This window comes from Streptomyces sp. NPDC056128 (assembly GCF_042263835.1).
GTDB lineage: Bacteria > Actinomycetota > Actinomycetes > Streptomycetales > Streptomycetaceae > Streptomyces.
In genome coordinates, this window is sequence record NZ_JBHJVQ010000006.1 from 226,526 (window position 1) to 249,731 (window position 23,206).

The following is a 23,206-nucleotide window of genomic DNA, read 5'->3' on the forward strand; positions in this document are numbered from 1 at the left end:
GTCAGCCGAACACGTCGTACGTACGGCGGTAGAGGGCGTCGGTGTGTTCGCGGACGTCCCGGTACACCGCTTCGAGGCGCCGGTAGAGGGCGTGGTTCTCCGGGTCCGGGTGGAAGACCTCACCGTCGCGGACCATCCTGGCCGTGGCCGCCTCGAAGTCCGCGTGCACGCCGAGACCCACCGCCGCGCAGATCGCGGCTCCCAGGCCCGCGGCGCTGGACGCCTCGGCGCGGCGGGCGGGAACGCCGTGCACGTCGGCCTGGATCCGCATCATCAGGTCGGAGCGCGAGCCGCCGCCGGAGACGATGACCTCGCGGTGGGTCGTGCCCAGTTCGCGGGCCATGCGTTCCGACGTGTCGTGGACCGTCATCGCGAGGGCTTCCAGGATGGACCGGTAGACGTGGAAGCGGCCGTGGCGTCCGTCGAAGCCCAGCATCGTGCCCTTGCGGAAGGGGGCGTCGTCCGGGGCGAGCCAGTCGAGAACGGTCATCAGCCCGTCGGACCCCGGCGGCACCTTCGCCGCTTCGCCGTTGAGGTAGTCCTCCACGTCCAGCCCGGCGGCGCGCGCCCGGACGGACGCCTCCTCGCCGAGCAGGTCGCGGTACCAGCTGACCGTCCACATGCCGCGCCGCACGCCGCCGGACTCGTAGAGGTAGGAGTGCGGCACGGCGGCGTAGTTCACCCAGAAGTCCGCGGCGCCCGTGACGTTGCGCGGGCCCGTCGCCATGCCGGCCACGTACGTGCCCAGCGAGACGAGGAGGGTGTCGGGGGAGCGCAGTCCGCAGCCCAGGGCCTCGACCGCCTTGTCGTTGGCCGTGGCGACGACGGGGACGCCGACGGGGATGCCGGTGTGGAGTGCCGCGGCCTCGGTGACCTCGCCCAGCACGTCGCCGGGCAGCACGAGGTCGAAGAGCAGCTCGCGGCGCATGCCGAGCTTCGCGATCTCAGCGTCGTCGGCGCTCCACTGCCAGGTGTCCGGGTCCAGGGGCCACATCCCGGCGTAGTTGGCCGCCGTGTCACGGAACTTCCCCGTCATCCGGTGACCGATGTAGCCGGAGCTGGTCGTGACGCGGGCGGCCTCGGGGTTGGTGTCCTGGTAGGGGAGTCCGACGCGCTCGTCCATCCAGCTCATGACGGGCTGGGCGAGCGTCCCGTCCGCCTTGAGGACGGCACGGCAGAAGCGGATGGTGCACAGCCCCACGCCCACGATGTCCGCCGGGTCCCCGTCGAACGCCGCGAGCGCGGCCCGGCTCGCGGCGCCGATCGACGTCCACAGGTCGTCGTCCGGGTGCTCCACGACGCCGGGTCGCGGGGTGTCGTAGGGGCGCAGCGCGGCGCGGCCCTCGCTGACGACCCGCCCGTCGGTGTCGAAGACGGTCACCTTGGACGACTGCGAGCCGTTGTCGATGCCGATGAGGTAGCGGGGACGGGCGCTGGACATGGCCACTCCGGAGAGGTCGTGCGGGTCGGGGGAGGGGGCAGGACCCCGGCGTGACGGCGGCCGGGGTCGGCTGGGCGTCTGGCTCAGGCGTCCAGGGGGAAGATGGTGCCCTTGTTCATGATCCCGTTGGGGTCGAAGGTCTCCTTGAGCTTGGCGAGGATCTGGTACGCGCTGCCGTGCTCCTGCGTGGTCCATGGGGCGCGGTACTTGCCGATGCCGTGGTGGTGGACCATGGAGCCGCCCACCTTCAGCGCCTCCTCGACGATGATCGCGTTGAGCGGGATGTGGTACTTCTCGATCTCCTCGCGCGGCTCGCAGTTGATCCGGTAGTCGTAGACGAAGTACAGGTTGGTGCCGGTCTGGTAGCTGTGCGAGGAGTGGGCGCCGAGCATGACCAGGTCGTCGGCGGCCGGGAACTCGGTGCGGATGCGCCGGATCACGTTGTCGTACAGCTCGACGGTGCGCGACCAGTCGACGGAGACCTCGGTGGTGTAGCCGAGTTCGCCCTTGGCGAGCATGACCTGCTTCTCGGCCTCGATCTTGTCGACGCCCCAGTTGAGGTTGTCGAACCAGTCCTCGATCAGTCGCGGGTCGACCTTGTCGTGCGGGTACTGGGCCAGGACCCGCTCGATCTCCTCGCTGGTGGCGCGCACGAGGCCCTTGGGGCCCTCCGCCACGAAGACGACGACGACCTTGCCCTGGTAGAAGTGCGAGAAGTGCTGGCGGGCGTCCTCGGGCGAGTAGACGCGGACGACCGACGGCTTGAAGCCGTTGGTGACGACCTCGCGGATCGCCTTGACGCCGGTGGCCATGTCGTCGACGAGGAAGCCGTGGAACTCGTTGTTCTCCGGCTGGTACTTGAAGACCTTGACGGTCACCTCGGTGATGTAGCAGAGGGCGCCCTCGTTGCCGATGACGATGTGCCGGATGTCGGGGCCGGCCGCGCGGCGCGGGACGTTCTTGACGCGGGAGACCGAGCCGTCCGGGAAGACCGCCTCCAGACCGACCACCATGTCCTCGATCGCGCCGTACAGCGTGGAGAACTGGCCGATGGAGCGGGTGGAGACGAGCCCGCCGTACTGGGCGAGTGGCTTGGACTGCGGGGAGTGGCCCGTCGTGAGCCCCTGTTCGCGCAGCTTGTCCTCGAGGACCTGGAGCGGCACTCCGCACTCGACGGTCACCTGCATGTTCTCGGTGTCGATCTTCAGGATGCGGTCCAGGCCGGAGCCGTCGAGCACGATGGTGTCCTCGACCGCGGTCTCCAGCCCGCCCTCGGTGCCGGTGCGGCCGGTCCGCGCGACCACGTTGATCCTGTTGTCGTTCGCGAAGGCCAGGACCTTCGAGACGTCCTCGGTGGACCGGGCGTTGACGATGGCGGCCGGGAGCGGGGCGTCGAAGATGCCGTGGACCGACTGGTACTTCTTGAACCGGTCGACGCTCGCGAGCTTCAGCTCCTCGGTGTCGGTGACGACCTGTCCGGCGTCGAGCAGGCCGGTGAGGTGGGCGACGATGTCTTCGCGGGTGAGCTTGGAGAGCGACTGGGCCATGGTGATCTACCTCTTGGTGTGCGGTGCGTGGGGGAGGGCGCGGCGTGGGGGTTCAGCGGACCAGGTAGCCCCCGTCCACCGGGAGGACGTGCCCGTTGACGTAGTCCGACGCCCGGGAGGCGAGGAAGACGGTCGCGCCCATCAGGTCCGCGACGTCGCCCCAGCGGCCCGCCGGGATGTGGTCAAGGACGCGCTGGTTGGTCTCCGGATTTGCCCGCGTCGCCTCGGTGATCTTCGTGGCGAAGTAGCCGGGCGCGATGGCGTTGACCTGGATGTTGTGCTGGGCCAGCTCGTCGCAGTACGCCTTGGTGAAGCCGACGATGCCGTGCTTGGTGGCCGCGTACGCGGGCGACCACTGGCCGCCGAGGAACGAGAACATCGACGCGATGTTGATGATCTTTCCGGAGCGCTGCGGAACCATGAACCGGACCGCCTCGTGGCTCAGCTCGAACGGCGCCGTGAGGTTGATGTCGACCATGGGGTCCCACTGCTCGCGGCCGAACCGCTCGACCTCCGCGAGGGTGCAGATGCCCGCCGAGTTCACCACGATGTCGACCGATCCGAAGGCTTCCGCGCAGCCCTCGACGATCCGCCGCGGCACGCCCGGCTCGGTCAGGTCCGCCTTCATGAACTCCATGCGGCGGCCCTCGGCCTCGATCAGCTCGCGGGTGGTGCCGTCGTCCTCGGTGACGGACGGCACGAACACGTTGGCGCCCGCCTTGGCGAGGGCCAGCGAGAACGCCTGGCCGAGGCCCGTGTTGCCGCCGGTGACGATGGCGTTGCGGCCGTCGAGGGAGAAGAAGTCCCGGTTGAAGTCGGTGATGTCCATGGTGAGTGAGTGACCTTCCTCAGAACGCGGGTGCCGGCTCGGTGGGAGCCGGCGCGGACGCCGCCGCACGCGCGGCCAGCTCCCTGCGGCGGATACGGATGGTGAGTGTGGTGAACAGCAGGCCCAGCAGCGCCGCGGCCAGCAGGAAGACGAACATGGTGGTGTAGCCGCCGCCGTGCTCCGGCACCGCCGGGCTGGCCGACGGGTCGCCGATCCACCAGGCGGCGAGCGACGGCAGAAAGGCGTCCGGCAGGAACGCGATCCCGGAGACCAGGCCGATCACCCCGCCCCGCTCGTTGGCCGGGATCTCCACCTCCCCGACGGTGGCGAAGTACACCCCACGGCTCGCGAAGACGAACAGGCACAGCAGGAACATCAGGGTGACGGCGACCCAGCCGAAGGCCGTACTGCGCGGCAGTACGAGGAACAGCGCGGCGGCGCCCGCACACCCCAGGAACATCCAGCGCAGGAAGCGCGGCGTCGACCTGGTGACCTTGTCGACGACCACACCGCCCGCGGGCCCGGCGGCGAACTGGAACACGTACGTACGGACCACGCCGATGACACCGATCAGACCCGCCGCGATCCCGTAGCGGTGCTCCAGCAGGGGCGAGAAATACCCGAGCGTGGTGTAGAAGCAGTACATCATCATCACGGTGAGCCCGATGAGCCACGTGTATTTGTTCCTGGCGGCCCGCCACAACTGCTTCAGCGTGACCGTGCTGGAATCCAGCGCGGCCAGTTTCTCCTTGTCGCTGTCCACGAAGAACCAGACGAGCGCGGCGAAGACAAAGGCGAGTATTCCGTAGAGCCGGATGAGCCACGTGACACCCGCCGCCTGCGTGACGGCCGTCGCCACCAATGCGGTGCCGACGAATCCCACGAGGGTGGAGGTGACGCCACGCGCGCCTTCCAGGAACCCGAAGAGCCGGCCCTGTTCCGAAGCGTCGCCGAGCATTCCGATGGCTTTGAGCAGAGCCGGCCAGTAGAGGCCGGTGCCCATGACCGCCATAAGGGCGTGCGCGACGAGCGTACCGGTGTAGCCGGGGGCCTGCGCGATGTACAGATCCAGCACACCGGTACCGGCCAGACCCAGCGTGACCAGGACCTTCGGCGAGAACTTGTCGGCGAGCCAACCTCCCGCGAAGTACATCACGATCGCCACGATGCCGAACACGGAGATGATATTGCCGTAGTCCTGCGTCGAAAGGTGCAGCGCCTCGGCCGTGGGGCCGAGAAAGACGAAACGGATGTAGGCGACCTGGAAGATGATGCCGCATGACATCGACAGGATCAGGAATCCCGTCCATTTCCGCGCTCGGTTCACAGTCCACCTCGTTGTGGTTCGCAATCGGGCAACAAAAAAAGAACAGCAACTCTCGACGGGCGAGGAGTTACTGTTCTCTGGTCTCTAGTAACTGCTCCGGCACGGAGGCCGGAGCCGATATGTGATTGTGGCGGCCGAACGGGTGATCAGATGGCCGCAGAGCAAACCTAGAGTGACGCTCGGGCGAGTGTCAAGGGTCCACCGTCCGCGTCACATCTCCCAGACATCGGTATTCGACGAGGCAATCGCGGCGGCGCCCGCCTTGAGCGCGGCGAACACGTCGTCCCGGTCGCAGACCAGGCCGCCCGCGATGAGCGGCACGTCGATGTCGGCGACCACCCAGGAGATGACCCGCGGCATGCACCCGGGGAGGATCTCCACGCAGTCCGCCTGCGAGGACCGCACCTGCGGCGCGAGCTTGCGGTACGAGAGCGAGTCGATGAGGAAGAAGCGGTGCACCGCGTACAGGCCCAGCTCGCGGGCGGCACGCACCATGAACGCCTTGGAGCTGAGCACCCCGTCGGCGGCCGTCTTCTCCTTCACGTAGCGGACGACGATCTCCTTGCCGGCGAAACCCTCCAGCAGATCGACGTTGACCAGGACCGTCCGGCCGTCCGCCTTCAGCCGGGCCACGATCTCCGGCAGGTCCAGGACCGTGCCGTACAGCAGGAAGACGACGCGGCAGTCGGAGCGCAGCACGGCCTCCAGACCCTCCGCGTCCTTGACGCTGGCGACGACCGGGTTCTCCTCCAGGAGGGCGGGCAGTGGTGGGGTGTCCAAGGTGCGCTCCTAGCAGAGGCAGGCGGTGTCCTCTCAGGGTAGGACGAGGATGCCGGGCCCCGGCGTCCGGTCTCCGGCCGCCGTCGGCCCCCGTCCTTGACGCGGGCTCGCGGCCCTCCCATACTGGCGGCCAAATCGATTTGGCCAAATCGATTTGGCTCTCCGTCCAGGGCCGGATCGCTGTTCCACCCCGAGCGTGCTGTAGGCCCGAACGGAGTCCAACGTGACCAGTGCCCACCAGAGCCGGCCGCCCCAGGCCGGACGTACCGACCAGCCCCCGCAGCCCAACCCCCCGGAGCCCGCCGCCGAGGCGCGGTCCACGCCCGACGCCGGTGAACGGTCCGGCGTCCACCCCGTGGACGAGTCGCGCCCGTTCCACCGCATCCTGCTCTTCGGAGTCCAGCACGTCCTCGTGATGGCGGCCACGCCCATCTCCGCGATCTTCCTGATGAGCGCCACCCTCGGGCTGGACGACGGTCTCACCGTCGACCTGCTCTCCGCCGCCTTCGTGCTCTCCGGCGTCGGATCCCTCATCCAGTCGCTCGGTCCCTGGAAGTTCGGGCCCCGGCTGCCGTTCGTGATGCTGCCGGGCGGCGCCCCGCTCATCCTCTTCCTGGCCATCGCCGAGCAGCACGGCCTGCCCACCGCCGGTGGCGCCGTGATCCTCACCGCGGCGTTCTGCTTCGTCGTACTGCCGGTGTTCTCGCGGCTGCTGGCCTTCTTCCCCGCCCTCGTCATCGGCACGATGATCGTGATCGTGGGCGTCAACCTGGTGAAGGTCGGCGCGGTCCTCGTCACCGGCCCGCCCGGCTCACCGGGCTTCGCCGACCCCGGCAACCTCGGCCTGGGCCTGGCCACGATCGGGTTCACCGTCGTCTTCTACCTGCTCTTCACCGGCGTCCTGCGCCAACTGGCCGTCATGCTCGGCCTGCTGGCCGGCACCGCCCTCGCCGCGGCGACCGGCGCGATCCACACCGGGTCCCTCGCCGACGGACAACTGGTGACCCTGCCGCACCTGATGCCCTTCGGCACACCCGAGTTCAACCTCCTCGCCGCGCTGCCCCTGATGCTCTACAGCCTGGCCTCGATGGCCGAGGCCACCGGCCAGACCGTCATCAACGCCGAAGCCGTCGGCAAGACGATCGACAAGCGCACCGACGTCCCGAAGACCGTCCGCGGCGACGCCCTCACCTCGCTCCTGGGCGGCTGCTTCGGCCTGCCTCTCATGGTCACCAGCGGGGAGAACATCGGCATCGTCCGCGTCACCGGCGTCCGCAGCCGCTTCGTCACCGCCGTGGCCGGAGTCGTGCTCGTCGTCATCGGGCTGCTGGCGCCCGTCACCCACGCCATCAGCGTGATCCCGTCCGCGGTCGTCGGCGGCACCGCCATGATCGTCTTCGGTGTCATCACCGTACTCGGCTTCCAGATGCTCGGCCGGTCCGACCTCGACCGGCACACCAGCACCTTCGTCGTCGCCGTCGCCCTCGCCCTGGGACTGCTCCCGATCCTGGTCCCCGGCGTCTACGGCGGCTTCCCGCCGAACGTCCGCATCCTGCTCGAGAGCGGCGTCGCCGTGGGCGCGTGCGTCGCCGCCGTGCTCAACGTCCTCTTCCACCACGTCAGGCCGGGCATCGCCGCGCGGCTGACCAACCCCCGCACAGAAAGCGACCGATGAACCGACTCGACCGCGCCCCCCTCACCGGCCAGGGCCCCCTGCTGCTCGCGCCGGACGCCGTCCTGCTGCCCGAAGGCCCCGCCGACGGGTATGCCGTACTGGTCGACGACGGACTCTTCCAGGCCGTCGGACCGGCGGCGGAGCTGGCGGGGGCCCATCCGGGACTCGACACCGTACGCCTCCCCGGGCACCTGCTGATGCCCGGCTTCGTCGACGCCCACCACCACCTCACCCAGAGCTTCGGCGCGGCGCTCGCCTTCGGGGAGCCGTCGGAGATCTTCCGCCGGGTCTGGGTGCCGCTGGAGGGAGCACTGGACGAGGAGTCGGCGTACACGGCGGCCAAACTGGCCTCCCTCGAGGCCCTGCGCGGCGGCTTCACGACCGTCACCGACGCCGGCACCCGCGCCGACGTCGACGTGGACGTGGTCGCGTCCGCCGCGCGGGACGCGGGCATCCGCTGCGTCCTGGGCCTCGTGTGCAACGACACCGACCGCGAGCCCGGGATCGACCCCCGGGCCGTCCTCGACGACGCCGAGAAGCACCTCTCCCGCTACGACGGCGATCCGCTCGTCCATCCCTCCCTCGCCGTCTCCATCCCCGAGGCGGCCACCGAACGAACCCTGCGCGACACCGCCCGACTGGCGGCCGAGGCAGGCAGCGTCGTCCAGATCCACGTCAACGAACATCTCGCCGGTGTCGAACGCTCGCTCCTGCGCCACGGGCTGCGCCCCCTCGAACACCTGCACCGCGTCGGCGCCCTCGGCCCGCAACTGCTCGCCGCACACGCCACGCTGCTCACCCCGCGCGAACTGTCCCTGCTCGCCGACACGGGCGCCGCCGTCAGCTACAACCCGGTCGCCAGCGCCTGGAAGGGCAACGCGGTCGCGGCCGCCACCGACATGACCGAGCGCGGGATCCGCGTCGGCCTCGGCACCGACGGCACCCGCGGCGACGGCTTCCGGCTCGCGGAGGCCGCCGAGTTCGCCCAGCGACTGGCGTACGGGCTGACCACCGGCGACTCGTCGTGCGGGGCCGGCTGGACCTGGCTGGAGCACGCCACACGCGGGGGAGCGGACGCCGTGGGTCTCGGCGGCCTTACGGGGACCGTCGCGCCGGGCAGAGCGGCCGACTTCCTCCTCGTCGACGTCGACACACCCGAACTCGCGCTCTCCTGGGACCTGCCGTGGGAGCTGGTCCGGCGCGGCAACCGCGACCAGATCACCGCCGTCTTCGTCGCCGGGCGCCTGCGCATGTGGCACGGCAGCCCCACCGACTGGGACGGGGCCGCGCTGGTGCGACGCGCGGCCGAACTGGCGCGAGCGGCGGTGACCAGGGCGGGCGTCGTGCGGGCGCACCCCACCTCCACCGAGGCCCGGGCACGGCACGAGCGGACGGTGATCCTGTGAGCTGGCCCTCGCTGGTCACCCTGGCCGTGACGGTGGCCGTCGCCGCCTTCGTCCAGGGCAGCAGCGGACTCGGCTTCGCGCTGGTCGTCGCGCCCGTGGCCGGCTTCCTCGCCCCCGGTCTTGTCCCGGTCTTCGTGCTGGCCGCGATGATCCCGCTCAACCTGTACGTCGCCTGGCGCGAACGGGCCTCACTCGACCTGCGGGGCGCCGGCTGGATCACCGGGGCACGGCTCGCGGCCACCCCCGCCGGACTGGCACTCCTGTGGCTGATCCCGGAGCGCAGCCTCGGCGTGTTCGTCGGGGCCGCGACCGTGCTCGCGGCCGTGGTGAGCCTGGCCGCGCCCGTGTTCACGCCCGGCCGGGCCGCCTACCTGGGCGCGGGCGCGGTGACGGGACTGACGGAGACGGCCACCGGCGTCGGCGGGCCGCCGCTCGCCCTGGTCTACCAGCACCGGTCACCGGCCGAACTCCGCTCCACCGTCGCCGCCTGCTTCCTCGTGGGGGAGGTCGCCTCCCTGGCGCTGCTGTTCGCCACGGGGAAGGCGGAGCCGGCCCAGCTCGGCTGGGCGGCGGCGGCGCTGCCGGCGATCGCGCTGGGCGCCGGGCTCAGCCGCCTGGTGCACCACCGGCTGGACGCCCGCAGGATGCGCTTGTTCGTGCTGGTGTTCGCGCTGGTGTCCGGGGTCGTCCTGCTGCTGGGCTTCTGAACGGGCCGGGACGGGACGGCGGGGTGACGGCGTTGGTGACGGAGGGGCGTCAGCCCTTCCGGTCCCGGTCCCGTCAGCCCTTCCGGCCCCGGTCCCGGTCCCGTACCGACGAGGCGCGGGCGATCACCGCCGGCTCCGGGGACACGGCCACGGCCGGTGTGGTGGTGTCCCCGCGCAGCCTCCGCAGCAGCAGCTCGACGGCTGCCGACGCCGCCTGCTCCAGGTGCAGGTCGACCGCCGTCAGGGGCGGTTCACAGGTGCGGGCGCGCAGGCCGTCGTAGCGGGTGGCCACCATGACATCGTCCGGTACGGACCGCCCGCTGTCCCGGACGGCCCGGACCGCGCCCACGGCGAAGGCGTCGACCATCGCGCACACGGCGTCGGTGCCGGGGTGTTCGGCGAGGAGCGTGGCGCAGGCCTCGTAGCCCGCCTGTTCACCACCCGACTCGGCGACCCGCGCCACGACCGGGGGCCAGCCCCGCTCGCGCGCCATGTGCTCGTAGGCGGCGACCGCGTCGACGGACGAGTGCCGGGAGCCCGAGCCGACGATCAGCGCCGGCCGGGTGGCGCCCTGGTCGTGCAGGTGCCGCAGCAGCAGCTCGGTCACTCGCCCACCGCGCAGATCCACATACGGGACGTCCTCGTCCGGCGCCATGGGTCTGCCGAGCGCCACGTACGGCAGCCCGCGCTCGCGCAACTGCGCCGCGGCGGCGTCCGCGGTGTCCGGCTCGACCACGATGGCTCCGTCGATGTCCACGGAGTACAGCGCCGACCCCGACTGGACGGGCGGCACGAGCACGAGCGCGAAGCCGTGCGTGAGGGCGCTCTCCGCGGCCGCCGCCGCGACCTCCATGTAGAAGCCGAGCCGGGACGGGCCGCCCGCCACGGCGAACGGCATCGAGGACGCCAGCGCGATCGCCTTCGCCTCTCCGCGGCGCAGCCTCTGGGCCCGGAGGTTGGGCCGGTATCCCAGCTCCGCGGCCGCCTGCCTGACGCGTTCCCGGGTCCGGGGGTCGACCTTCCCCAGCCCGTTGAGGGCGTGGGACACGGTCGTCCGGGAAACCCCCGCGACGCGGGCGACGTCGGCGATGGTGGGCTGTCTCGGGCCGGGGGCGGAAGCGGTCATCCGCGCGGACTCTCCTCGCTGGCGGGGAAGGGCGTACCCGACCATCTTCCCCGACGGTGCCGCTCACCGGGAGTTCGGCCGCGCTCAGCCCTGCTGTCCGGCGCCCTCGAGGGCCTTGTCGGTCATGTCGGTCACCTCGGCGGCGGGCGGGGCCTCGGCGTCGACCTCGGTGCCGAAGTCCGAGAAGTTCATGACCGTGCTCATCTTGAGCTCCTTGGGCGACGAGCCGCCGTCGGGCTTCGCGGAGGCGGAGGCCGGTGCCTTGACGGTCATGTCGATCTGCTGGCGCCGCAGCCGGCCGTCGTCGTCGAGCCAGACCTGCATCGGCAGCGTCGGGCCGAGCTGCTGGCGGATCAGGTCGCCGCCGGGCAGCTTGGCGACGTCGACCGACACCCGGTAGTGGGTGGTCTCGGCGCCGTCGACCTTCTCGGTGCCGACCTTCTTGACGTCCTTGTCGGTGATCGCCTTGGCGTAGGCGGCGGTCTGGGCCGGGTCGCCGAGCTGCTGACTGCCCAGGCCCTGCTGCTGGGCGACCTTCTTGAGGTCGATCTTGATCCAGGGCTTGCCGCCCGCGTTCTGACCGGGCACCTTCTGGTACAGGATCTGGTCGACGACGCGCTGCTCGATCTTCTTGTTCTGGGCGGTGACGGTCATCACGCTGTTGCCTTCGGCGAGGTCGATCGTGCCCTGGCCGTCGGTCGTGATCCGTTCGTCTCCGGCGGTGATTTCCATGTCGATCGTCATGCGCGCGGACCCGGCTTCGGCCGTCTTGTCGTAGGCCGCCCGGACCGCCTTCGTGTCCTGCCCCTGGCCGCCCCCGCCGGAGCCGCTGTCGCTCGCACTCGAACTCGCGCTCGCCGACGCGTCCTTGTCCTTGCCCGTGTCCTCGGCCTGCGAGTCGCTGTCGCCCCCGCATCCCGTCAGCACCACGCTCGCCATGACGGCGGCGGTGCCGATCGCGGCGGCCTTCATCCCCCTGCTGCGCATGTGAATCCCCTTCTCCTCAACGGCTCTCGGCCGCCATCACCCGGCGTCCGGCTTTCGAGCCGAATGCCCGTGATGAGGCTCAACACGCCTATTGCTGCGTGGTTTTGCGGATGGGACGGGCCGGCAACCTCCACGGCCGCCCGGCGGTCTTGTCGAAGGGGCCGGCGGTGGAAGAAGGCCGGCCGGACGACAGCCACGAGTGAGGGTGGAGATGACGGATCTGCGCACCACGGTGACCTGGGTCGACGTACGCGAGCGGCTGCCGCGGGCCGGTCACCCCGTAGCGGCGGCGATCACCGGACGGTATCCGGCCGAGGCCACCGCCGATCCCGGCACCGCGCGGCGCCAGGAGTTCTGGCTGGTGAGGACCATGTACTTCACGGACCGGCACCACGCCGAGGACGGAGAGGTGCACAGCGACTGCTTCGTCGACTCCGACGGCGTCGTGCGCTTCCCCCACGACCCGGACAGCGACGACAGTGTGACCCACTGGGCCGAGCTGCCCACCCTGCCCGGCGAGGCGACGCACCTCCTGCTCGGGGACGACGTGCGGCCGGCTCTGCGGAAGGCGTGGCACATGCGCTGAGGCGTCTGAGCCGGCGGTCCGGCACGGGCGCCCCGGGGTGAGGCGTGTCTCATCCGGACCTGCCGCCTTGTCTATGCAACAAGTTGCATAGAAGGATCGGGGCATGGCGCTCGAACACGCGATCCTCGTCTCGCTGCTGGAGAAGCCGGGCTCGGGTTACGAACTCGCGCGCCGGTTCGACCGTTCCATCGGGTACTTCTGGACCGCGACCCACCAGCAGATCTACCGCGTCCTCGGACGCATGGAGGGTGGCGGCCTCCTGCACGTCCGCGACGTCCCGCAGCAGGGGCGGCCGGACAAGAAGGAGTACTCCGTGGCGGCCCCCGGCCGGGCGGCGCTCTCGGCATGGCTGCACGAGCCGATCGAACCGGAGAGCGTACGCCACGAGCTCGCCGTGAAGATCCGGGGAGCGGCCTTCGACGACCCGACGGCGCTGCTCTCCGAGGTCGAGCGCCACCGAAAGGCCCACGACGACCGGCTCCGGCGCTACCTCACCGGGGAGCAGCGGGACTTCACCGGCCCCGAAGCACCCGACCCCCTGGACGTCGGCCAGGAACTCCAGCACGTCGTCCTGCGCGGCGGCATCGCCTACGAGCGCATGACCATCGCCTGGCTCGACGACGTCCTCGACACCCTCCACCGGCTCCACGCCACGAAGCCCCGCGCCTGAACACCCGGCGCCCCCCCCGCCACACCAGTACCACGTCCGCTCGTCCGCCCCGCTCCGGAAGGCACCCCTCATGGCCGACCAGTTCCTGTTCAACCCGCGCACCTACGACCCCGCACACTTCGACCCGGAGACGCGCAGGCTGCTGCGCGCCACGGTCGACTGGTTCGAGGCGCGCGGCAAGCGCAGGCTGATCGAGGACTACCGCTCGGGCGTCTGGCTGGAGGACTTCCTCGCCTTCGCCGCGAAGGAGGGCCTGTTCGCCACCTTCCTCACCCCCGCGGCGGACGCCGACCGGCCGGACCAGCGCTGGGACACCGCCCGGATCGCCGCCCTCAACGAGATCTTCGGCTTCTACGGCCTCGACTACTGGTACGCCTGGCAGGTCACCATCCTCGGCCTCGGCCCGGTCTGGCAGAGCGACAACGCCGCCGCCCGCGCCCGCGCGGCCGAACTCCTCGCCCAGGGTGAGGTGTTCGCCTTCGGCCTCTCCGAGAAGAGCCACGGCGCCGACATCTACTCCACGGACATGCTGCTGGCACCCGACGGCAGGGGAGGCTTCCGGGCGACCGGCTCCAAGTACTACATCGGCAACGGCAACGCCGCCGGACTCGTCTCGGTGTTCGGCCGCCGCACGGACGTCGAGGGCCCGGACGGCTACGTCTTCTTCGCCGCCGACAGCCGCCACCCCGCCTACCACCTGGTCAAGAACGTCGTCGACTCCTCCAAGTACGTCAGCGAGTTCCGCCTCGACGACTACCCCGTCGGCCCCGAGGACGTCCTGCACACCGGACGGGCCGCCTTCGACGCCGCCCTCAACACCGTCAACGTCGGCAAGTTCAACCTGTGCACCGCCTCGATCGGCATCTGCGAACACGCCATGTACGAGGCCGTCACCCACGCCCACAACCGCATCCTGTACGGCCGCCCGGTCACCGCGTTCCCGCACGTGCGGCGCGAACTGATCGACGCCTACGTGCGCCTCGTCGGCATGAAGCTGTTCAGCGACCGCGCCGTCGACTACTTCCGCACCGCCGGCCCGGACGACCGCCGCTACCTGCTGTTCAACCCGATGACCAAGATGAAGGTCACCACCGAGGGCGAGAAGGTCATCGACCTGATGTGGGACGTCATCGCCGCCAAGGGGTTCGAGAAGGACACGTACTTCGCCCAGGCCGCGGTCGAGATCCGGGGTCTGCCGAAGCTCGAGGGAACGGTGCACGTCAACCTCGCGCTGATCCTCAAGTTCATGCGCAACCACCTGCTCGACCCGGTCGACCGTCCGCGGGTGCCGACCCGTCTCGACGCGGCCGACGACTCCTTCCTCTTCCGGCAGGGCCCGGCCCGGGGACTCGGCTCCATCCGGTTCCACGACTGGCGCACGGCGTTCGACGCCTACGCCGGGGTGCCCAACGTGGCCCGGTTCCGCGAGCAGGCCGACGCGCTGTGCACGTTCGTGACGACCGCCGCTCCCGACGAGCGGCAGAGCCGCGACCTGGACCTGCTGCTCGCGGTCGGCCAGCTGTTCGCCCTGGTGGTGCACGGCCAGCTCATCCTGGAGCAGGGGGAGTCGGCCGGCCTCGACGAGGACGTCCTCGACGAGCTGTTCGCCGTGCTCGTGCGCGACTTCTCGGGTCACGCCGTGGAACTCCACGGCAAGGACTCCGCCACGGAGGAGCAGCAGAACTGGGCCCTCGGGGCCGTCCGCCGCCCGGTCGTGGACGAGGCCCGCTCGGCCCGCGTCTGGGAGCGGGTGGAGGCGCTGTCCGGCGCCTACTCCTGACGCGCACGACGGGGGCCGGGCCGGTGGTGGCGGCTTGTGCCCGGTGATGAACACTGGGCGCATGGAGTTCTTCTGCTACCACCGCGACCGGCCCGGTTCCCTGACGCTGCGTCATGAGCTGCTGGAGGAGCACTGGTCCTACATGGACGGGTACGCGGAGGAGATGATCGCCCGCGGTCCGACCCTCTCCGGTGATGGCGATGCTCCCACCGGCAGCGTGCACATCCTCGACCTGCCGGATCTCGCCGCGGCCCGCGCGTTCGCCTTCGACGAGCCCGGCTATCAGGCAGGGGTGTACCGGGACGTGATGCTGCGCCGGTGGCGGAACCTGCTGGGGCGCACCATGTGGGACTTCCCCGGTGGGCCGACCGCCGGCCACCGGTACCTCGTGCTCGGCCTCGGCACCGGGCAGGCGGCCGACCTCGCCGTGCCGCCCGCCCAGGACGAGTTGATCGCGTACGGCCCGCTGCTCTCCGACGACGGCGCCACCTGGCTGGGCACGGCGGCGCTGGTGCGGGCGCCGGACGCGGACACGGCCCGGTCCTGCCTCACCCCGGACCGGTACGCCGACATCGAAGTGCACGACTGGCAGTTCGGCGGACGACCGTCCTGACCCGCGGCCGACCTGGGCCGGCCAGGTCGGCCAGGTCGGCTTAGTGCAGCCGCCCGAGCGCGTCCCGAAGCCGTCGCGCGTCCCGCAGCCGCTGCTCGTAGGTCGCGCCCAGCACGAGCAGCACCAGACCGGCGAGGGCCGGAGGCACCCAACGGGGCAGCGCGCCGACGGCCTGGGCGATGTACGGGGCGAGTTCGTGCAGCGCCACCAGCGCGAGCGCGCCCCCGCCCAGGAGTAGCGGCGCCTGGAGCCGGTGCCGGGCACCCACCAGAGTCGCCGCCAGCGATGCGGCGCCGAGGAGGAGCGGGCGCATCCAGTGCGGGTCGCCCCAGGCGGCGAGCAGGCTCGGCAGCAGAGTGACGGCCAGCCCGGCACCGTACGCCGTCCACGAGGAGACCGTCGGCTCGCGGCGTCGGCGCAGCAGGCCGACGACGAGCGCGGGCACGGTCACCGGCAGGGTGTAGGCCTCCGGCGTCGTGACCTCCCAGGCGACCAGTCGGACCCAGGTCGCCAGCAGGAACATCGCGGCGGCCGCGTGACCGACCGGGCGCCGGTCGGCGCGCAGCGCGGTACCGGCGGCGACGACCCCGCAGAGGGCGAGTACCAGGGCCAGCGTCGGCAGGTCCGGCACGGCGAGCGCGAGCGCGAGTACTCCCGCGGCCGCACCGGCTCCCTCGACCGGGACGGTGGTCCGAGAACCTCCGCCCAGTCGCGCGGCGATCAGGGCGGCGACGGCAGGCACGACGACGACCAGCAGTGCCGTGTGGTGCGGCTGCCATCCGGCGGACGCGCCGACCGCGCACGCCAGCGCCGCGGCGTACCCGAGGGCGGCGGGGGCGGCGAGCGGACCGAGCGCCGGGCGGAACCCGGCCGCGCCGAACAGGACCGCCAGCGCGACGAGGACACCGAGCGTCGCCGACTCGGAGGCCAGCGAGAGGAAGGCGAGGTGGACCGAGGTGACGAGGGCCAGCAGGAGGGCCGTGAGGGGCAACGGCGACGCCTCGGCGGCGGGCCGCCGTGCCCACTCCGCGTACCCCAGGGCGGCCAGGACCACTGCCCCCTGCGCCACCAGACCCGCCTCGTAGGGCAGTTCGAGCACCACCGGCAGCACGAACACGGCCGCCCACCCCAGGACGAGCGCGCCCACCGCGGTCGCCGGGCGCTGGATCGCGCGCCGCTCGGCCACCACCAGCACCACGGCCAGGGCGGCGAGCACGAGCGGCACGGTGCTCGCGTACGGGGGCCAGGGCACGTGAGCGAACACGGCGTCCCGCGCGTCCCCCGGCACACCGGACCACGGCCGCTCGACCCCCGCGACCGGGCCCAGCAGGGTCCCGGCGAGCAGCGGGAGAGTCCACAGCACCGCGACGCCCTGCACGGTCACCGAGGCCCACACCAGCCCCTGACGCAGCGGCCGGGGGAGCGGCGTGCGGACGACCGCCAGCAGGGCCAGTGCGCATGCCAGACACCCGGGCACCGTCCACTCACCGGGCACCGAGACCCGCAGCACCCCGCCGGCCCCGGCGACCACACACAACCCGGCGGCCAGTGCCGCGCCCAGCCCGACGTCCGCCCTCGGGGCGAACCTTCCGGCGAGCAGCGCGACCACCGCGGCGAAGACCAGCAGCGCCGCCGCCCGCGCCGCCTCGCCCGGATCGGCAGCGCTCCAGCAGAGCCCGCCGGCCGCGAGGACACCGACGGCACCCGTACTCAGCGCGCCGACGACCGCGACGAAGCGCACCGGCACGAGGGCCGTTCGCAGAGCGAGCGCGGTGCCGCCCGAGGCGGTCACCAGCAGCACGGCCGTGAGCGTGTGCGCACCCGCGCCCACGGCGACCGCCCACAGCAGCAGGGGGAGGTGCGCGGTCCCCACGGCGAGGGGGAGCGGCAGCCGGAGCGTGAGGCGCGCGCCCTTCGTCGCCGAGCCGTCCTCCGCCACGGGGCGACCCGCGGCCGGCGGCACGAGTCCGCCGGTCACCACGCCATAAGCGGCCCACGCCGCCGCCAGCACGGCGGACGCGGCAGCCGTGTACTCGAGACCGTCCGTGCCGGTGAACGCCACCTCGTACAGCGCGTACGCGTCCAGCAAGGTCAGCGCCAGCCCCAGACCCGCCACGGCCTCGGCGGTCGACCGCAGCCCGCGCCGCAGCAACACCAGGGGCGCACCCAGCGCCCCCACGGTCAGCGCACCGAGCACCAGGCCCCGCCCGGTGATCCCCATGTGGCCCCAACTGACCAGGGTGAACGCGATCGCGGCGATCGTCAGGAGGACTCCGCCGAGGACCAGCAGCACGTTCTGCACGCCGGGTCCCGTGGCCTCCGGCCTGGGGGGCGGGACGGCACCCGGACCGGCGGGACCCCATCCCGTCGGTGCGGCGGTCGCCCGCAGTGTGTGGATCAACCACTCGCGGCGGCGCAGCAGGACGGCACGTCGGGCGTCGAGCTGCCGCAGCTCGGCATCGAGGAACCGCAGTTCCTCGGCCGGGGGCGGAAGGTTCGTCATGCCTCGGAGTGTGGCCGCCGCCACGTGGCCGGACATGAGCGCGGATACTCAGTCCGTACTCAGGTACCGTCCGAAGCGTGCAGCGAGGGGAGGGTCCGCAGGACCTGTGCGGAAGCACTTCCGACCGGTCTTCGCGGGCAGAGTGTGCGGCCCCGGCTTGCTGTACTTCGAGTAACAAGATCAATCTGGGTTTCCGCGTCCCAAATCTCCAGTGACAGGAAGCCCGATGACCCCGCCGTACGACCGCCTCGAGCAGGCGCGCGAGGATTACGAACAGCACCTGCGAAGCTGCCGTCAGTGTGAGGCGGACGGTGCGAAGTGTCCCGTGGCCAAACACCTGAGACGCCTCTACAACAACCAGCTCAGAGCGGGCTGACGAGCGCGCCGCGATACGCGGTCAGACGGTGGTGGTGACGCGGTCCTGGCCGTTCGCGGCGGGTGGCTGCGCGGCCAGGGACTGCTCCAGGGTGTCGAGCGCCTGGCGCATGCCGGCGATGCGCTCGGCGAGAACCGCGGGGTCCGGCGCGGGAAGGCTCACCACGGGGGTCCTTGCCCCGAGTTCACCGTCGCTCGTCGGCCGCCCCGCGTCGTCGAGCGCCGCGGTGTCCAGCTCGCGCGCCTCGTCGAGGCTGTTGAGGACGACGCCGATGAGGACGTTGACCAGGACGAAGGACGCGAGCATGACGTAGGAGCCGTAGTACAGGATGCTCAGCCGGGAGATGGACAGGCCGGTGTACACGGCGTCCTGCAGGCCCTCCAGCGTCATGAGCAGGAACAGGGTGAGCATGGCCCGGCCGAGCGAGCCGTAGTGGGCGGGATCGCTGGAGCCGAAGCAGAGCCAGCCGATCATCGCGTAAACGTAGAGGATGACGGCGCCGACGAAGAGAAAGCTGACGGTGCCGGGCAGACTGCGCGACACGGCCAGGAACAGGACCCGCAACTGGGGCAGGAACCTGGCCGTGCGCAGTACCCGTACCAGGCGCAGCAGCCGGAGCACGGTGGCGTTCTCCCGCACCAGGGGGATGTAGGCCGAGGCGACGACCACCAGGTCGAACACGTTCCATCCGTCCCGCCAGAACTCCCTGGGCCGGTCGGCGTGCGCGCCCACCCGCAGCAGCATCTCCACGGTGAAGAAGGCCAGACAGCCGTGCTCGGCCCAGCGCAACTGGCCCATGTGGTCGGCGGCGAAGCCGTGGTAGGTCTCCGCGCCCAGCAGGGCGGCGTTGAGCAGGATCACGGCGAGGACGGCCAGGGAGAAGAGGCGGGCCTCGGTCACGGCGCGGCAGGCGGCCGCGAGCCGGGCCCGGACGGGAGCCGGAGCGGTGGTCATGAGGATCTCCGATGCGGGACTGAGTCGGGCACCCGCCACGGAGCGTGCGCTGCGACCCCCGGGCGGCAGGAGCGGCTGCCCCCTCGCGCCTAACGCGTGAGACGCCCTCAGGCTGCGGCGCGAGGAGCAAATGACCACGGGATTCATCCACTTCGGCGAAGGCCCGCCCCCCTCAGGCCGCGCGTCCGGGCCGGCCGAGGGCTTCGGTCATCCAGGGCTGGAACGGCAGATGTCCGTCGATCACCTGCCAGTCGTTCACGGTCCAGACAAGACGCCAGTACCGCTCCACGAGCGGGTCGTGTCCCGCCTCGAACTCCCGGGCCATCCACTCGCGCAGCCCGGGTCCCGCCGGGCGGCCGAGAACCGCGGCGAAGCGTGCGACCACGGAGTCGACGACGGGGACGGCCTCGGCACTGTCCGGGTCGATGCCCGCACTCCGCGCGTCGGCGACGGCCTCCCTGGTGAAGGACACCAGCTCGCCTGCCTGCTGGGGAGCCACCCGTGGCAGGGCCGCTTCGTCGGCGGCGGCGAACGCCCCGTGCGCCAGGCGGGCACGGAAGCCGTCGTCGGCCATGAGTTCGGCGATCTCCACCCAGGCGGCCAGCTGGGCGTCGGACGGGTCGTCGGGCAGCACGGGCAGGGCGGTGCCCAGTACCGCCGCCGCACCGCGGGCCTGTGGTGTTCCGGGGGCGAGACCGGCGACGAAGTCGGCCACCAGGCGCCTTCGTTCCTCGGAGGTGAGGTGGGTGAGGCGGTGCATGAGAACGGTCTCCTCGGGGCTGGAACCACGCTCCGCGACGAGCCGCAGAATGCTCTGACGCAGGCGCAGCGTGCGGATCCGGAGCGCGGTGGCCTCCATGTGCGCCGCCGCGACCTCCGCGACGGAGAGGCCGTCGTCCAGGACGCGGCGGATGGTGGTGAGATCGACGTCCAGGTCCCGCAGGACGCAGATGAGGTGCAGTCGCCCGACGGACGCGTCGCTGTACCGGCGGTAGCCGGCCGGGGTGCGATGCGCCGGGGGCAGCAGTCCGGAGTCCGAGTAGAACCTGATCGTCCGTACCGGAACGCCGGTACGGACGGACAGGTCACCGATCGAGTGCGGGAGCGTCGCGCCGTTCATGACGCCCACTCTCCGGTCTCCAGCCACTGGAGAGTCAAGCCTCAGCGGCCGGTTTCGATCCTCAGGTCACCCGCGGTCACCCTGCGGATGTGGTCACTGGCGAGCATGTCGTGCGGGAAGCCCAGCTCGATCCGGCTCGCCTCGTCGAGACGGGCCAGCTGGGAGGCGGTGAAGTCGACCTCCAGCGCGCCCAGGTTGCCCTCCAGCTGCTCGGGGGTGCGGGCGCCGATGATCGGTGCCGTCACGCCCGGGTTCCGCAGGGTCCAGGCCAGCCCGACCTGGGCGGGCGTGCGGCCCAGTTCCGCGGCGACCTCCTTCACGACATCCGCGATGGCGAGGTTCCGTTCGGTGACCGTGCCCAGGGCGAGGTTGAAGCTCTTGCGGCTGCTGCCCTCGTCGGACGCGCCGTCCGTCGTGGTGAGGTCGTCACGACTGTACTTTCCGGTGAGCACCCCGCCGCCGAGGGGCGAGTACGGGACCACACCCAACCCCATCTCACGGGCCATGGGGATCAGGTCGCGTTCCCCCGCCCGCTCGATCAGGCTGTACTCGATCTCCAGCGCGACCAGCGGTGCCCAGCCGCGCAGGTCGGCGATGGCCTGCATCCGCGACACCTGCCAGGCCGGGGCGTTGGAGATCGCCACGTGCAGTACCTTGCCCTGGCGGACCAGGTCGTCCATGCCGCGCAGGATCTCCTCGACCGGAGTCGTGAAGTCCCACACGTGCAGGTAGAGCACGTCGATGTAGTCCGTGCCGAGCTGCCGCAGGCTGGATTCCACCGACGCGAACAGACTCTTGCGGTGGGAGCCCCCGGAGTTCGGGTCGCCCGGCCGACGCAGCGTCGTGTACTTCGTCGCCAGCACCAGGCTCTCGCGGTTGTCGCGGGTGAACTCGCCCAGCAGACGCTCGGAGCTGCCGTCGGTGTAGGTGTTGGCGGTGTCGATGAAGTTGCCGCCGCGCTCGACGTAGAGGTCGAACAGCTTGCGTGACTCGTCCCGCCCGGCGCCCCAGCCCCACTCGGTGCCGAAGGTCGCCGCACCCAGCGCCATCGGTGAGACCCGCAGCCCGGAGCGGCCCAGCAGTCGGTAGGTGTCGAGGGTGAGCGCCATCATGTTCTCCTGTGCTCGTGATCCTGTGATCCTGTGATCGTGCGATCCGTCGTCGAGCACAAGCCTGCGACCGCCCTGATTAGGGGGTAAGGGAGGAAGCTTCCTGGGAACACGAGTCCCACCCTCGCTGTTGCACCGTGCATGCCGACCCGGACCGTGGACACGACACAGGAGTTGGCCGCGTTCCTGCGGACCCGACGCGAGCGCCTGGACCCGCAGGACTTCGGACTGCCGTCACGTCGGCGGTCCCGGCGGACCCCGGGGCTGCGCCGCGAGGAGGTCGCCGAACTGGCCGGGGTCAGCATCGACTACATCGTGCGGCTGGAGCAGGCCCGCGGGCTGCGGCCCTCCGGGGACGTGGTGGAGGCCCTGGCCCGGGCCCTGCGGTTGACCCCCGACGAACGCGCCTACCTCTTCGACCTGACCCGGCAGCGCCGCCGCGGCGCCGAAGGAATCACCAGCACCGCCGCACCCCAGCTGGCCCGGCTGGTCGCGGACCTGTCGCCCCTGCCGGCCATGCTGATGAACCACCGCTACGACATCCTGGCCTGGAACGACGCCATGGCGAGGCTGCTGCTGGACTTCGACACCCTGCCGCCGTCGCGCCGCAACGCGATGTGGCTGTGCCTGCTGCATCCGCGGATCAGCGCGTTCTACGTCGACCGTGACCGCGTCGTGCGCGAGGGCATCGCCCACCTGCGCGCCGCGTGGGCCGCGCACCCCGAGGACGCGGCGCTGACCGACCTCATCACCGAGTTCCTCACCCACGACGAGGAATTCGCGCGCCTGTGGGCCGAGGGCGACGTCAAGGTGAACGGGCGGGGGCACAAGGTGATGCGGCATCCGGACGCCGGCGAGATCGCCCTGCACTTCGAGGTGCTCATGCCACTCCAGGACACGGACCAGCGTCTGATGATCTGCCGTGCCGTGGACGACGCGAGCCAGTCGGCGCTGGACCGCTTGCGGTAGTTCGGATCATCGGCAGCGGGCTCGGTCGGTCGCGGGGGCGAACGGCCGTACTCGCCCGCGTGGCGCCGTGTCCGGGGACGCCACGCGGGCGAGCATGTGCTGACCCTGTGCTGACCCACCCCTCTCCCGCACCGAGGCGATGCGATGGCCGACCACACCAACCCCGTCCCCGCCCAGGGCGCCGCGTCGTGGATGTCGCGGCACCAGCAGGAGCGGTGGCTCTTCCGGGGCACCTACGGCTTGGTGCTCGCCAGCGCTCTGGTGGCCGCGCTGGACGTTCCGGGCGAGGTGGCGGAACCCGGCCAGGACGCGCTGTGGGTGCTGCTCACCGCGCTGGCGTCGGGCGCGGCCCACGGGTACGCGCATGTCATCGCCCAGCGCGCCGCCGTCGGGGGAGCGGCCGGATCCAGCAGGCTGCGAGCGGTGCTCGCCGAGTGGCCGCTGGTCGCGGCGGTGCTGCCCACCGTCTGCCTGCTGCTCGGCGCGGAGGCGGAGTGGTGGACGGAGGAAACGGCCGCCGAGGTGGCCCTGCTGTTCAACACCGTGGCCCTGTTCGCCCTGGGGACGTGGGCCGCCCGCTCCGCCGGGCTCGGCCGACTGTCCTCGGTGCGGTCGGGAGCACTGGACATGCTGATCGGCCTGCTGATCATCGCGGCGGACGCGCTGATCGAGTGACGGAGGCGGACCTGGTACTGCTCCCC

General features: G+C 71.4%; 20 protein-coding genes. 9 read left to right on the top strand and 11 right to left on the bottom strand.

Annotated elements, in window-relative coordinates; all coding sequences use genetic code 11:
• Position 1 precedes the first annotated feature (1 nt).
• The 5 genes from ACFC1X_RS15775 to ACFC1X_RS15795 all read right to left on the bottom strand — a co-directional run bounded on the left by ACFC1X_RS15775 (position 2) and on the right by ACFC1X_RS15795 (position 5,924).
• Positions 2-1,441, bottom strand: a complete 1,440-nt coding sequence (locus tag ACFC1X_RS15775; RefSeq protein WP_376353554.1) for an FGGY-family carbohydrate kinase — start codon at positions 1,439-1,441, stop codon at positions 2-4.
• 83 nt (positions 1,442-1,524) lie between these two features.
• Positions 1,525-2,988: an FAD-binding oxidoreductase gene (locus ACFC1X_RS15780; protein WP_376353557.1), complete on the bottom strand. Its 1,464-nt coding sequence runs from the start codon at positions 2,986-2,988 to the stop codon at positions 1,525-1,527.
• A 52-nt stretch (positions 2,989-3,040) separates the two neighbouring features.
• On the bottom strand, positions 3,041-3,817 hold the full coding sequence (locus ACFC1X_RS15785) for an SDR family oxidoreductase (RefSeq protein ID WP_376353560.1): 777 nt from the start codon (positions 3,815-3,817) through the stop codon (positions 3,041-3,043).
• Between the two features lie 19 nt (positions 3,818-3,836).
• A complete protein-coding gene (locus ACFC1X_RS15790; protein ID WP_376353562.1) occupies positions 3,837-5,144 on the bottom strand; it encodes a nitrate/nitrite transporter in 1,308 nt (435 codons plus the stop codon).
• A gap of 210 nt (positions 5,145-5,354) precedes the next feature.
• Positions 5,355-5,924, bottom strand: coding sequence for a glycerol-3-phosphate responsive antiterminator (locus ACFC1X_RS15795; protein WP_240999974.1), 570 nt, complete (start codon positions 5,922-5,924; stop codon positions 5,355-5,357).
• Between the two features lie 355 nt (positions 5,925-6,279).
• Here ACFC1X_RS15795 and ACFC1X_RS15800 point away from each other — a divergent pair, with 355 nt between their 5' ends.
• From ACFC1X_RS15800 to ACFC1X_RS15810, 3 genes are read left to right on the top strand one after another with little or no spacing between them, the layout of a single operon-like run.
• Positions 6,280-7,599: a uracil-xanthine permease family protein gene (locus ACFC1X_RS15800; RefSeq protein ID WP_376353794.1), complete on the top strand. Its 1,320-nt coding sequence runs from the start codon at positions 6,280-6,282 to the stop codon at positions 7,597-7,599.
• A complete protein-coding gene (locus tag ACFC1X_RS15805; protein WP_376353566.1) occupies positions 7,596-9,005 on the top strand; it encodes an amidohydrolase family protein in 1,410 nt (469 codons plus the stop codon). The genes ACFC1X_RS15800 and ACFC1X_RS15805 overlap by 4 nt, the downstream gene beginning before the upstream one ends.
• Positions 9,002-9,712: a sulfite exporter TauE/SafE family protein gene (locus tag ACFC1X_RS15810; RefSeq protein ID WP_376353569.1), complete on the top strand. Its 711-nt coding sequence runs from the start codon at positions 9,002-9,004 to the stop codon at positions 9,710-9,712. Before ACFC1X_RS15805 ends, ACFC1X_RS15810 begins: the two co-directional genes overlap by 4 nt.
• Before the next feature lie 73 nt (positions 9,713-9,785).
• On the opposite strand, the gene ACFC1X_RS15815 is transcribed toward ACFC1X_RS15810, so the two are convergent.
• Both ACFC1X_RS15815 and ACFC1X_RS15820 read right to left on the bottom strand, forming a co-directional pair.
• A complete protein-coding gene (locus ACFC1X_RS15815; protein WP_376353572.1) occupies positions 9,786-10,838 on the bottom strand; it encodes a substrate-binding domain-containing protein in 1,053 nt (350 codons plus the stop codon).
• Between the two features lie 84 nt (positions 10,839-10,922).
• The gene (locus ACFC1X_RS15820) at positions 10,923-11,825 is read right to left on the bottom strand and encodes a hypothetical protein (protein ID WP_376353575.1); all 903 of its coding nucleotides are present in this window, start codon (positions 11,823-11,825) and stop codon (positions 10,923-10,925) included.
• A gap of 211 nt (positions 11,826-12,036) precedes the next feature.
• On the opposite strand from ACFC1X_RS15820, the gene ACFC1X_RS15825 reads away from it, so the two are divergent.
• The 4 genes from ACFC1X_RS15825 (at position 12,037) to ACFC1X_RS15840 (ending at position 15,474) form a co-directional block, all read left to right on the top strand.
• Positions 12,037-12,411: an AQJ64_40280 family protein gene (locus ACFC1X_RS15825; protein ID WP_376353576.1), complete on the top strand. Its 375-nt coding sequence runs from the start codon at positions 12,037-12,039 to the stop codon at positions 12,409-12,411.
• Positions 12,412-12,514: 103 nt separating this feature from the next.
• The gene (locus ACFC1X_RS15830; RefSeq protein WP_376353579.1) at positions 12,515-13,081 is read left to right on the top strand and encodes a PadR family transcriptional regulator; all 567 of its coding nucleotides are present in this window, start codon (positions 12,515-12,517) and stop codon (positions 13,079-13,081) included.
• Positions 13,082-13,151: 70 nt separating this feature from the next.
• Positions 13,152-14,861 (top strand): acyl-CoA dehydrogenase family protein, encoded by a 1,710-nt coding sequence (locus ACFC1X_RS15835; RefSeq protein WP_376353582.1) that lies wholly within the window; start codon positions 13,152-13,154, stop codon positions 14,859-14,861.
• A gap of 61 nt (positions 14,862-14,922) precedes the next feature.
• The gene (locus tag ACFC1X_RS15840; protein ID WP_376353584.1) at positions 14,923-15,474 is read left to right on the top strand and encodes a YciI family protein; all 552 of its coding nucleotides are present in this window, start codon (positions 14,923-14,925) and stop codon (positions 15,472-15,474) included.
• Positions 15,475-15,514: 40 nt separating this feature from the next.
• Here the strand turns inward: ACFC1X_RS15840 and ACFC1X_RS15845 are convergent, their stop codons facing one another.
• From ACFC1X_RS15845 to ACFC1X_RS15860, 4 genes are all read right to left on the bottom strand, one after another.
• Positions 15,515-17,977, bottom strand: coding sequence for an SCO7613 C-terminal domain-containing membrane protein (locus tag ACFC1X_RS15845; protein ID WP_376353586.1), 2,463 nt, complete (start codon positions 17,975-17,977; stop codon positions 15,515-15,517).
• 397 nt (positions 17,978-18,374) lie between these two features.
• Positions 18,375-19,307, bottom strand: coding sequence for an ion transporter (locus ACFC1X_RS15850; RefSeq protein ID WP_376353589.1), 933 nt, complete (start codon positions 19,305-19,307; stop codon positions 18,375-18,377).
• Positions 19,308-19,479: 172 nt separating this feature from the next.
• The gene (locus tag ACFC1X_RS15855; RefSeq protein ID WP_376353592.1) at positions 19,480-20,427 is read right to left on the bottom strand and encodes a MerR family transcriptional regulator; all 948 of its coding nucleotides are present in this window, start codon (positions 20,425-20,427) and stop codon (positions 19,480-19,482) included.
• A 41-nt stretch (positions 20,428-20,468) separates the two neighbouring features.
• Positions 20,469-21,536, bottom strand: coding sequence for an aldo/keto reductase (locus ACFC1X_RS15860; RefSeq protein ID WP_376353797.1), 1,068 nt, complete (start codon positions 21,534-21,536; stop codon positions 20,469-20,471).
• A 156-nt stretch (positions 21,537-21,692) separates the two neighbouring features.
• Here ACFC1X_RS15860 and ACFC1X_RS15865 point away from each other — a divergent pair, with 156 nt between their 5' ends.
• Positions 21,693-22,505: a helix-turn-helix transcriptional regulator gene (locus tag ACFC1X_RS15865; protein ID WP_376353594.1), complete on the top strand. Its 813-nt coding sequence runs from the start codon at positions 21,693-21,695 to the stop codon at positions 22,503-22,505.
• 144 nt (positions 22,506-22,649) lie between these two features.
• Positions 22,650-23,180 carry a hypothetical protein gene (locus tag ACFC1X_RS15870; protein WP_376353596.1) on the top strand — a complete coding sequence of 177 codons (531 nt, stop codon included), beginning with the start codon at positions 22,650-22,652 and terminating at the stop codon, positions 23,178-23,180.
• The last annotated feature ends 26 nt before the right edge of the window (positions 23,181-23,206 follow it).